12 protein-coding genes are annotated in these 12,242 nt (G+C 32.5%); 11 read left to right on the top strand and 1 reads right to left on the bottom strand.

Features of this window, described 5'->3' with window-relative positions; all coding sequences use genetic code 11:
- Positions 1-15 precede the first annotated feature (15 nt).
- From QLQ94_RS17035 to QLQ94_RS17075, 9 genes are all read left to right on the top strand, one after another.
- On the top strand, positions 16-948 hold the full coding sequence (locus tag QLQ94_RS17035) for a transglutaminase-like domain-containing protein (protein ID WP_271334852.1): 933 nt from the start codon (positions 16-18) through the stop codon (positions 946-948).
- A gap of 183 nt (positions 949-1,131) precedes the next feature.
- Positions 1,132-1,500, top strand: a complete 369-nt coding sequence (locus tag QLQ94_RS17040) for a hypothetical protein (RefSeq protein ID WP_271334851.1) — start codon at positions 1,132-1,134, stop codon at positions 1,498-1,500.
- 200 nt (positions 1,501-1,700) lie between these two features.
- Entirely contained in the window at positions 1,701-3,293 is a 1,593-nt protein-coding gene (abc-f, locus tag QLQ94_RS17045; protein ID WP_271334850.1) for a ribosomal protection-like ABC-F family protein, read from the top strand.
- A 182-nt stretch (positions 3,294-3,475) separates the two neighbouring features.
- Positions 3,476-4,531 (top strand): linear amide C-N hydrolase, encoded by a 1,056-nt coding sequence (locus QLQ94_RS17050; RefSeq protein WP_271334849.1) that lies wholly within the window; start codon positions 3,476-3,478, stop codon positions 4,529-4,531.
- Between the two features lie 40 nt (positions 4,532-4,571).
- Positions 4,572-5,138 (top strand): DUF4256 domain-containing protein, encoded by a 567-nt coding sequence (locus QLQ94_RS17055; RefSeq protein WP_271334848.1) that lies wholly within the window; start codon positions 4,572-4,574, stop codon positions 5,136-5,138.
- A gap of 18 nt (positions 5,139-5,156) precedes the next feature.
- Positions 5,157-5,735 carry a YdeI/OmpD-associated family protein gene (locus QLQ94_RS17060; RefSeq protein WP_271334847.1) on the top strand — a complete coding sequence of 193 codons (579 nt, stop codon included), beginning with the start codon at positions 5,157-5,159 and terminating at the stop codon, positions 5,733-5,735.
- Between the two features lie 247 nt (positions 5,736-5,982).
- Positions 5,983-6,483 (top strand): endonuclease V, encoded by a 501-nt coding sequence (locus QLQ94_RS17065; protein ID WP_482499988.1) that lies wholly within the window; start codon positions 5,983-5,985, stop codon positions 6,481-6,483.
- An 88-nt stretch (positions 6,484-6,571) separates the two neighbouring features.
- Positions 6,572-7,369, top strand: a complete 798-nt coding sequence (locus tag QLQ94_RS17070) for a hypothetical protein (protein WP_482497924.1) — start codon at positions 6,572-6,574, stop codon at positions 7,367-7,369.
- 47 nt (positions 7,370-7,416) lie between these two features.
- Positions 7,417-7,617 carry a hypothetical protein gene (locus QLQ94_RS17075; RefSeq protein ID WP_482497926.1) on the top strand — a complete coding sequence of 67 codons (201 nt, stop codon included), beginning with the start codon at positions 7,417-7,419 and terminating at the stop codon, positions 7,615-7,617.
- A gap of 174 nt (positions 7,618-7,791) precedes the next feature.
- On the opposite strand, the gene QLQ94_RS17080 is transcribed toward QLQ94_RS17075, so the two are convergent.
- Positions 7,792-8,862, bottom strand: a complete 1,071-nt coding sequence (locus QLQ94_RS17080; protein ID WP_271334844.1) for a serine hydrolase domain-containing protein — start codon at positions 8,860-8,862, stop codon at positions 7,792-7,794.
- A gap of 391 nt (positions 8,863-9,253) precedes the next feature.
- Here QLQ94_RS17080 and QLQ94_RS17085 point away from each other — a divergent pair, with 391 nt between their 5' ends.
- Positions 9,254-10,330 (top strand): calcium:cation antiporter, encoded by a 1,077-nt coding sequence (locus QLQ94_RS17085; protein WP_427401300.1) that lies wholly within the window; start codon positions 9,254-9,256, stop codon positions 10,328-10,330.
- 300 nt (positions 10,331-10,630) lie between these two features.
- The gene (locus tag QLQ94_RS17090) at positions 10,631-12,196 is read left to right on the top strand and encodes a serine hydrolase (protein WP_482497928.1); all 1,566 of its coding nucleotides are present in this window, start codon (positions 10,631-10,633) and stop codon (positions 12,194-12,196) included.
- The last annotated feature ends 46 nt before the right edge of the window (positions 12,197-12,242 follow it).

The raw sequence follows: 12,242 nt of genomic DNA on the forward strand, positions 1-12,242 counted from the left end.
CTGCTTTTGAATCTTATGATAAATTTTCCTAAAATTGACTTTCCGCAATTAAAATCTAAATTACAGGTGAAATCACCCTGGGATAGGATTATTATCATGCTTTTGAGTCTTTTAATTACGATTCCGATTTTTATCATACTGCATCAAAATCTGATAGATTTAGAATGGGCTTTTAATTTAGACCGTGTATTTATCTTCATTTTTGTTTTTACAGCTATTTTCTTTCTCTTAATGTACCTGCGAACCATTATTATTTTGTGTATTGCGGTTTATTTATTGGTTCTTGTGTATGGAACTGTAATTGGTAATTATGGTTTTAGTGAAATTTCAGAAGATTATAATTCTATGATTTATACGATGTCTGATAATCCCTTTCCGCAAGATATCATTGTTGCAAAACTGCTTCCGTTTCCTAATAAGTCCAAAATTATTAATGCGATCGAATATCAGAATCCAAAGGTTCGCAATTTTGCCATAATGGCTACGTCAAAGCATTTTAAAGGAATAAAAGGATATTCAGATTACAGAACCATTATTCAGTGTTTTGCAGTCTTTAAAGAGATTAACAGTCGCTGGAATTATGTCAATGATCCTAAAGAAGGCGATTATATTGCTACAGCGAGCGAATCTTTAGAATATTTTTCAGGCGATTGCGATGATCATTCTATTTTAATGGCCGCCGCAATTCGATCTATTGGCGGAACACCAAGATTAATTCATACTAAAGGACACATTTATCCTGAGATTTTGATAGGTTCTCTAATTGATCTGGAAAAGGTCAATTATTTGATTAAAAATGTGCTTTTTGTAAAAGAAAGTTATGGCAAAAAGATTCATTATCATATCGATGAGCGTGGTCAGGTTTGGATGAATCTGGATTATACTGCCAAATATCCGGGAGGACCATTTATGTACGAAGAGATTTTGGGTGCTTTGACTTTAAAATAGTTTTTTAGCGGATAAGAATCTAAGTTACTAAGGATCTGAGGGTTTTGTTTTATACCTGAAAAATACTATTTTGCTGGTTGCGATCATTGTTTTGTGAAATTATTATTGTAAATGTTTGATATTTAGATTTTTAATCAAAAATATTTTTGTAATTTTCTAATGTCTAACTTTAATCACAAAATCATGAGAAAATCTAACTTATTTATCTTCGCAATTGCACTATTAGCAGTAGTAATGGTTTCATGTCACAAAGGCCGAAACAAACTTGTAAATTCCTGGAAAATTACTGCGGTTGAGCCAAAAACACCTCTTTCTGATTCTTTGAAAAATGTGATTCTGACTAACGGAACACTTACTTTTACAGAAGACGGACACGTTACGGGATATTTACAAAATGAAATAAATAATGGTACTTTTGCCTTGACAAAAGGTGGAAAAAGCTTAGTGATAAAAGATGAAACAGGAACTCCATATCCTTGTGAAAGCACTATAACAGATGATCAGCTGATATTAGACAGTAAAGAAATGAAAATTACGCTCAAAAAAATATAGCATACAGTAGCCTATCAACCACATTAAACCACAATGTACTAAAATACAGTGTGGTTTTTTTTATAAGTTAAAACACAATCGTATATTTGCAGTCTTAAATAAAAGCAATAATTTATGTGAAAAATAATTTCTTTCAGGCAATTTAAAGGGTAAACTACAATTGTGGTTGCGCTATTTATTCATCTTTAGAGAAAGAAATTATGCTTATTCTACAAAACATTTCATATAAACACGAGAACAGTGATCTATTGTTTGATAACATTAGTTTTACAGTAAACAATCACGAAAAAATCGCACTAATTGGTCATAACGGCGTTGGAAAATCTACGTTGCTAAAAATTATTGCAGGAGAATTACCGCCTTCAAACGGAGAGCTAAGAGCTAGTTCTGAACCTTATTACATTCCTCAGATTTTTGGGCAATACAATCATTTTACCATTGGCGAAGCATTATGCGTCAATCATAAGCTCAATGCCCTTGCAGCAATACTGAAAGGGAATGTTACAGAAGAAAATCTTACTGTGCTCAACGAGGACTGGACGATTGAGGAACGTTGTAATAACGCACTGAAATATTGGCAATTAAACGGTTTGGATTTAACACAAAAAATTGAAACCTTAAGCGGAGGCCAAAAGACAAAGGTTTTTCTGGCTGGAATTTCGATTCATGAACCTGAGCTTGTTTTATTAGACGAACCCAGTAATCACCTGGACAAAGCGGCAAGAGAATTGCTTTACAACTTTATTGTTACAGCCAATTGCAGTTTAATTGTGGTGAGTCATGACCGAAAATTGCTTCATCTTTTAAATACAGTTTGCGAAATGAGTAAACGTGGTATCACAACGTATGGTGGCAATTATGATTTTTATGCTGAACAAAAACAGCTCGAAAACAATGCATTAAACCAAGATCTGCAGAGTAAGGAAAAGGCCTTGCGAAAAGCGAAAGAGAAAGAACGTGAAACGGTTGAAAGACAGCAAAAGTTAGATGCACGGGGAAAAAAGAAACAGGAAAAGTCCGGTGTTGCCCGTATTATGATGAATACGCTGCGTAACAATGCTGAAAACAGTTCGTCTAAACTCAAAAGTGTTCACATAGAGAAAGTAGATGGTATTTCGAAAGAATTACGTGAGTTGCGCTCGTCATTGCCGGATATTGATCAGATGAAATTTGGTTTTGATCATTCGGCTTTGCATAAAGGAAAAATACTCTTTACGGCAAATGCGATTAACCATACTTACGAAGATCAGTTTCTCTGGAAAAAAGATTTAAATATCGAAATAATTAGCGGAGAAAGAATCGCTATTCAGGGTTCAAATGGATCCGGAAAAACAACTTTAATCAAAATAATACTCGGCAAAACAAAGCCAAAAAACGGGACTGTTTATATTGCAGAAAATCAATCTGTTGTTTATATCGATCAGGATTATTCGTTGATAAGCAATGCTCTTAACGTTTATGAACAAGCTCAGGCATTTAATATTTCTGGTCTTGAAGAGCATGAAATAAAAATGAGACTCAATCGGTTTTTATTCCATAAGGAATACTGGGATAAACCTTGCAATGCTTTAAGCGGCGGAGAAAAAATGCGTTTGATGCTTTGCTGTTTAACAATAAATAATCAATCTCCGGATATGATTATAGTAGACGAACCAACGAACAACCTGGATCTTCAGAATGTTGAGATTTTAACAGCAGCGATTAATGAATATCAGGGAACATTAATTGTAGTTTCGCACGATGAGTCTTTTCTGGAGCAAATTAATATTAAGAAAAATATCTTGTTGGAATAAAGTATAAAATGAAGGTAAAATGTAGCTGTAGTACTAAAGGGGAATCAGTTTACTATTGATATTATTACTATATTAGTAACACCTTGTTAAAATGGAAAGTGATACATAGCGCAGGAACAAGATTTTAGAATTTATACCGTAGTTAAGGATACTTCAAATACCATAAACTAAATATATATCCTATGAAAACAAAAATCAAAATTTTGACCCTTTCCGCTTTTCTTAGCATTGCTATTTTTAGCGAAAAAGCAATTGCATGTACCAGAGTTGTCTACGAAGGTCCGAACGGAACCATTATTACCGCCCGATCTATGGACTGGAAAACCGAAATACCTGCTAATTTATGGGTTTTTCCAAGAGGAATTGACCGAAATGGAGAAGCTGGGAATAATTCGGTAAAATGGAAATCTAAATTCGGAAGTGTTATTACCAGTTCCTGGGATATCGCTTCTTCTGACGGAATGAATGAGAAAGGTTTGGTTGGTAATCTTTTATGGCTGGCGGAATCTAATTATCCTAAATTCGAAAAGAATGGAAATCAAAAAGGATTGGCAGTTTCGCTTTGGCTGCAATATGTACTTGATAATTTTGCAACAGTTGCTGAAGTTGTAAATGCATTAGAGAAAAATGATTTTTTAGTGGTTTCTTCTCATATTCCGGGTACAGCTATTTTTGCAACGGTACATTTATCTGTTTCGGATAATACTGGCGATAATGCTATTTTTGAATATATCAATGGTAAATTAGTTATTCATCATGACAGAAAATTTGTTGCCATGACTAACTCTCCTACTTTTGATGAGCAATTGTCAATAAATAGTTATTGGAAAGGAATTCCGGGAACTATTATGCTGCCGGGAACTAACAGAGCTGCTGATCGTTTTGTAAGAGCGTCCTATTATATTGATGCAATTCCTAAAACAGACAATACAAGAACAGCAATTGCCAGTGTTTTTGGCGTTATTAGAAATTGTTCCGTGCCATTAGGTATTTCGTCTGTAGCCGAACCTAATATTTCCTCTACACGCTGGCGAACTGTAGCTGATCAAAAAAATCTAATTTATTATTTTGATAATGTTGTAAATCCTAACGTAGTTTGGGTTGAATTTGGTAAACTTGATTTTAGTGAAAAAGGTAAAATAAGAAAACTTAGTTTGGCAAATAATGAGAATTATTCCGGAGAATCTTCGATGAATTTTAAAGTGACGACACCTTTTCAATTTGCAGGATTAGATTAAATTTTGTTACGTTTGCCATGTCCTAAAATTATAAAAAATCATGAATAACCATAAAACCAAGTTGTCACCTGAGCAACAAGAAGAATTACTTCGTGTTTTAGAAGTTCGCTTTGAAAAAAATAGGCAACGTCATAAAGGCATTGAATGGAATAAAGTACGAGCAAAACTAATGGCAAATCCTGATAAAATATGGTCACTGGATGAAATGGAAAGAACTGAAGGGGAACCGGACGTAACAGGCTATGACAAGAAAACAGATGAATATATTTTTTGTGATTGTTCAGCAGAAAGTCCCAAAGGACGCAGAAGTTTGTGTTATGATCATGAAGCACTAGAGAAAAGAAAAGAAAACAAACCTGCAGACAGCGCTCTTAATAGGGCTGCCGAAATGGGAATTGAAATTTTGAATGAGCAACAATATAGGGAGCTTCAGAAATTAGGTAAATTTGATAGTAAAACATCAAGTTGGATTGAAACACCATCTGATATCAGAAAACTAGGTGGTGCTTTATTTTGTGATTTTCGTTATGATACTGTTTTTGTATATCATAACGGAGCTGAATCGTATTATGCCGCAAGAGGGTTTCGTGGGGCGCTAAGAGTTTAATCCGGAACAAATAAGATTATGAATCCTAAGGTTGATTTTTATTTTGATAAAGCCCAAAAATGGCAAAAAGAACAAGCGGAATTAAGGCAAATTGTATTGGATTGCCAACTAACAGAAGAGCTAAAATGGGGGGTTCCCTGCTATACTTTTCAAAATAGTAATATTGTTTTAATACACGCTTTTAAGGACTATTGTGCACTTTTGTTTTTTAAAGGAGCTTTACTTAGTGATACGGATGGAATTCTGATTCAGCAATCTAAAAATGTTCAGGCTGCACGACAAATTAGATTTACGGACCTTAATGAAATTGTTGATCAGAAAAAAATCTTAAAAAACTACATTTACGAAGCTGTAGAAATTGAAAAAGCAGGTCTTAAAGTAGTATTAAAGAAAACGGAAGAATTTAAGATTACAGAAGAATTTCAAAAGAAACTGGACGAAAATCCAAAATTACATACTGCATTCAAAGCTTTATCTCCTGGTAGACAAAGAGCTTATTTACTTCATTTTTCGTCTCCAAAACAATCTAAAACCAGAGAATCAAGAATAGAGAAAGTTATAGGTCTAATTTTGGAAGGAAAAGGATTAAATAATTAATGTTTATAAAGAATAAAAGAGAATAAAAGAAAGTACGTTATCAAAAAAGAATTTATACTGTTGTAGAAATAGGTTTATATTCGCTTTCGGGAAAACTAAATCAGAAATACACTAATGAATACCACAGAGCAAGAAGCTAAAACCGGAACTTTCAATACTAGTGATCTTTATTTGGCAAATTATATTAGAGACAAAGAATAAATCAAATTACATCATATAAATTAAACAATTTTAAAAATAAATAATAATACTAGCCTTTGACACGTATTACTTTGATGGAAAAGCAAAAACGGTTTGCCTTGAATTTACAGAATGGAATCAAAGTGAAAACTTTAAAGTTCATACCGAAATTATCGGGAATGTTGAGGAATATATTCCCGGAGAATTTTACAGAAGAGAATTGCCTTGCATTATTAGTTTGCTGAATCAGTTTGATTTAAAAGATATTGATTTCATTATCGTCGACGGATTTGTTTATCTGGATGATGAAATGAAATATGGTTTAGGAGGTTATTTATATGAAAAACTCAATAAAGAAATTCCAATCATTGGCGTTGCAAAAACCAATTTTGCATCTATCGAAAAAAATAAAAGAATTTTATTGAGAGGCGACAGCAAAAAACCATTGTTTGTAACTGCTATTGGTATTGATCTGGATGATGCATTTGAGAAAGTAGAAAGTATGGCAGGAGAATTTAGAATGCCAACTTTGCTTAAGGAAATGGATAGACTGACGAAGGAATTGTAAATACTAAATCTTGATTACTCTAAAAATAAAATACACGCAAAATATTGCTGGTAGTATGACGCCAAATAAATCTCGCAAATAAAAATTAATGAATAGTTTAAAAATATTTGATCAGACATTTACTGATGATACGAATTTTGTTTTTGTAGTTCTGTTTGATTTACTAAACAACAGTGATCTTGAAGTCTTATTACCAAAAGAATACAATATTCTATTAAACGAATTTAATCAAAATATAGAATTTGCCAGTTTTAAAAAATTAGACTTAAATATTGTTCTAAATGACGAAAATAAAGAATCTCTTATAAAAATTTTCGAATCGATTTATTCTAATAGGTTTAGATCGATCCCAAAGGATGAAAATAATGTTTTAAAATCAAAGTTATTTCTAAACGGCGATTTAAAGAAAATTGGAAAAATTATTTACAAACAGCTAGATAACAGAATAAACGAAACGGACATTTATAATACAATTTTAAATGGTTTGAAATGTGGAACTTTTTATGAGCTAAGTATCTTGAATCCAGAAGAATTAGAAGGAAACTGGACTTCGATAAAAGAATCAGGGGCGTTGCGAATCAATTATAATATGACCGATTGGACGCCTTTGGGATCAAAAATAGAATTGAAAATTGAGAAGTTTCATTCTGGAATGTATAAATTTATATGTTCGACAAAAGTGATGGATTATAACACAAGAAATGTGTTTTTAATCGATGTCTACGAATCAAATGTTGAGATTAAAGATGGTTTCTTCTATCATTATAATTTTGAATCTAATAAGCTTATTTACAAAATGCCCATTTATGAATTTGAAAATGAAACTTTTAAAACACAAATAGCTGATTTTGAATTTGTTCTTCAAAGAAATAAAACCATTAAATAGTAGCATTTTGGAAGTTAATTTAGTAACGTAATAAACATTCAAACAAGATGGAAAATAATGATTATGAACAATTACTGAAAAATATTGCTTCTCCTTTAGATTATTCTGAAGGTTTGTATTTAGTATACGTTGAATTGTTTCATACAAATGCTGAGATGTACAACATAATTTCAGAACACGTTACGATAATTAAAGAACTGGAATTTGGGTATTTATGCGAGGCGCATATGCAGGCTATCCGGAAATAGCACGTTCGTTATCCTTAAAGAATCATGCCGTTTATCAAATAGTGAGGTTGGTAAAACTTACTAAGAGCTCAAATAATGAGCCTGTTTAGAATAGCTATAACAGACTAACCGGATAAAACCTTATAGCTTCTGGTATAAAAAGTTCTCCCTGATGTGTTGAAAACTACAAACGTCTCAATTTTTAAAGTCCGGTAAAATATACTTTGCCATAATTTCGAACGCTTGTTTGGCTTTGAAAGATCCGTAATTACCCTGAGTAAAAACAACAGTTAAATTTAAACTTTCTATTATAAAAATATATTGCCCGCCATTGCCGGATGCAAAAAGCAAATTTTGCTCCAGATCCTTTGTCTTTATAGTCTCTCGATACCAATAAAAACCATAAAAAGCAGGTTGTGGAAATCCAATTTTAGTTCTGCTGGATTTCATAAATGAAAAATCAGGAATTGCAATATCACAAAGAGTAGATTGTGCAATCCATTTTTTTGAAATGATTTGTTTACGTTCCCAAACGCCTTTATCCTTTACAAGTTGTCCTATTTTAAGCATGTCTACTGGCCTGATATAGAAGGATCCTCCCGTCATACCATTTCCGCTTGGATCTATTGTCCATTTATAAGCTGAGATTCCCAGCGGATCAAATAGGTATTTTTTTGCAAAATCCAAAATAGACATATTTGTCGCTTTGCGTATTACTCCGCTCAGGATTACCGGATCTACTGATGTATATGACCATACTTCGCCAGGCTTATCTTTCATTGGGAGATTGAGTGAATATTCGACCCAGTTTTTGCTTGAACTCATTTCTTCTTCGCAATCTTTCGTATCGTTAAACTCTTCGCAATCAAAACCTGATTTCATTTCAAGTAGATTTTTTATGGTAAGATGTTTTTTTAATTCATCTGTTTTCAGAGCTGGATATTCAGGAAAAAATTCATAAACTTTCTGGTTTACATTCTTTATAAATCCTTTATCAATCGCTATTCCAACCAGTAAACTTGTAATCGATTTAAAAGAAGATCGCGAATCATGAAGTGAATCTCGCTTATAGCCATTAAAGTATAGTTCGTATACCAATTGTTTATCTCTTAAAATAAGTACACTATGAACTCCGGAATAGTGATTACTGACAATAGAGTCTGTCATTTCACGCAAAAGAGAATCATAATTTTTAGAGTCAGTTTGCGCTGATACAGTAAAAACATTTATAAAGAGGAGTATATAAAAAAAGTATTTTTTTTTCATGGTTATATGTTGGTCTTTACTTAAAAAAGATGACAAATTTTAAAAAACAAGAAAGTATCAGATGCTAAAGATAACATTATCTCACTTGTTTTTTTAGGTATTGATCTTATTGGCAATGATCATAAGAATTATTTAATGCTTAGAATTCAGTCATAAAAATAATATTAGAAATAACGAAGTCTTTTGTGTTTTATTGCAGACGAGTTTTTGAATTGTGCATTCAGAACATTTTGAAAAAAAGAATGAAATTAGCTGTTTTTAAGCATGAATCTGTTAGTATATCGTTAAACATGCCCCTGTTTACTTGCTATTTCTGGTAAAAATGCCTATATTACGGAAAATTAAAAATGCCGGTTTTTATTATAAAAACTAACGGCAAAAATATTTATATATGAAACAATTACTTCAGTGGACAATTATTATTCCAGCACTTGCCTGGATTCTTTTTTTTAGCGGATTAGTAGATAACAGCAGTTTCTTTCAGGTTGTTGCAAGTATATTGCTTATTCTTAGTGTTATGTCAGCAGTGCACCATTCAGAAATAATAGCAGAACGAGTTGGAGAACCTTATGGAACCATTATTCTGGCCATATCGATAACTGTTATTGAAGTTTCGATTATTGTATCCTTAATGCTGTCAGAAGGCTCTGAGGCAGCTTCATTGGCAAGAGATACTGTATATGCCGCTACAATGCTTATTTTAAATGGTATTATTGGATTGTGTCTTTTAATTGGAGGTTTGAAACATTACGAACAAAATTTTTCCGTTTCTTCTGTTACCATTGGTTTGGTATCATTAGTTTCGATCATAGTATTTACACTGGTCTTCCCTACTTTTACCGAAAGCGTTAAGGGATCTTACTATTCGTTGCCGCAACTTGTTTTTGCTTCAATTGCCTGTCTTGTTATTTATGGCTCTTTTCTATTTGCACAAACCAGCAGGTACAGACAATATTTTCTTACTGTTGGAGATGATGAAAATGAAGACGTAGTTGAGCCAATACCCATCAATAATAAGACTTTTTATACAAGCTTGATTTTTCTAATTATAAGTTTGGGAATTGTAGTATTATTGGCTAAAACCCTCTCTCCTACTATAGAAAGTATCATTGTTAGCTATCATTTGCCAAAAACTTTAGTTGGGGTTGTAATTGCAGCGATAATTTTATTGCCTGAAGCTATCGCTGCTATTATAGCGGCAAGAAAAAACAGGCTTCAAACCAGTATCAATTTAGCTTTAGGTTCAGCATTGGCAAGTATTGGGTTAACTATTCCTAGTGTTGCAGTAGTTTGTATTATGATGGATATGCCTATTATTTTGGGACTTGACATTAAATCTATCGTGCTGCTTGCATTATCTGTATTTACTGTAATGCTGTCATTAAGTAAAGGAAAATCGAATATTGTTTATGGAGTCGTACTTTTAGTCAATTTATTTGCGTTTGTATTCCTTATGATCTATCCGTGATAGTAAAACTGATATAAAAAATAAACACAAAGCTCCATTAGAAATAATGGAGCTTTTTTATGCGTTCACAAATAATTTTTATGAATTATTACGGACAAGAAATGTAAATATTTTAGAAAAAAAAAGTTAATAAATCTGTTTTTAATTAAAATTAATCGATTCATTTTGAATAAAGATATTCTTATATTCGCACCATATAATGTTAATTTAATACATAAATTACTTATGATTTAGGAGTAATACAGCCGTTTTTGACAAAAAAATTAACTAAAACACCATAACCTTAAAATTATCATCACTATGAAAAAAGGAACTATTCGTTTAGCCTCCCTACTTTTTATTTGTTTAGCCTCTACAACAATGCTGGCTCAGTTAACATCTCCAAAAATTGATTCATTGATGGAGGATGCTTTGAAAAAGTTTAAAGTAGCGGGTGCGTCAATTGCTATTGTTAAAGATGGAAAAGTAATTCACCAAAAAGGATATGGTGTTACTTCTATAGCGACTAATACACCTGTAAACGAAAATACCAATTTTCAGATTGCGTCAAATAGTAAAGCATTCACAGCTGCTGCGCTCTCCATTTTAGAGGATGAAGGTAAATTGAAATGGACAGATAAAGTAAGAGGTTATATTCCTGAATTCAAGATGTATAACGATTATGTAACTGAAAATTTTAATATCCAGGATTTATTAACGCACAGAAGCGGATTAGGATTAGGTGTTGGCGATCTAATGTTTTTTCCTGATGGATCGAACTATACTGTTAAGGATATTGTAACCAGCTTTCAGTATTTTAAACCGGTTTCTCCATTTCGAACTAAATTTGATTATGACAATTTACTGTATGTAGTGGCAGGTGAAGTAATTGCACGAGTAAGCGGTATGAGTTATGAGGCATTTGTACAAAAACGAATTATTGATCCGTTGCAAATGAAAAATAGTTTTGCTGGTGCTAGTTTGATTACTGATAAAAGCAATTATGCAACACCACATTCATCAGATTCAGGAACGATAAAAACAATTGATGCTTTTAATGTGCAAATGAATAGCGCAGCAGGTGGAATATTTTCTAATGCAGCAGATATGTCAAAATGGATGATAGTATCTTTGAATAAAGGTCAGTATGGTCCAGATTTAAAAACAACGTTGTTTTCTGAAAAAAATCACAAAGAGATGTGGCGCATACATACGGTTTTAGGTGCTGACCCGAATCCAAGATACAATTCTCATTTTAGCGGTTATGGGTTAGGTTGGGGAATATCTGACGAGAAAGGAAGTTTGAAAATATCACATACCGGAGGTTTGCCCGGAATGCTTTCGATTGTAACCATGTACCCCGATTTAAACTTAGGTATTGTAATTTTAACCAATACTGAAAGTGGCGGAGCCGGACTTTTTACAGCAGTTACAAATACGATTTCTGATAGTTATTTAGGGTTGGAAGATTTTGGCTGGACAAATAAAGTAGTCGAATGGATGAAAGAAGGTAAAAACACCAGTGATGATGTAACTAAAAAAGTTTGGGAAAAAGTGCAATTATCCAAAAAACAAAAAGTAAAAAATGAAGATTTTATAGGAGTTTATGCAGACAATTGGTTTGGAGAAATAGAAGTGTTTGAAAAAGACAAACAATTGTGGTTCAAATCATATCGTTCACCTAAACTAAACGGGCCAATGGCTTTTTATAATGCCAATACATTTGCTATAAAATGGGAATATCAAGCCATGAATTGTGATGCTTTTGCCATGTTTTCACTGGATGAAACTGGAAAAGCTCAAACTATCAAAATGAAAGGTATTTCGCCAAATATTGATTTTAGTTTTGACTTTCAGGATTTAGATTTAAAAAGAGTTCAAAAATAAAAAGTTATAATCATAAAAAATGCTATTAGAAATAATGGCATTTTTT

The organism is Flavobacterium sp. B114r (assembly GCF_056824125.1).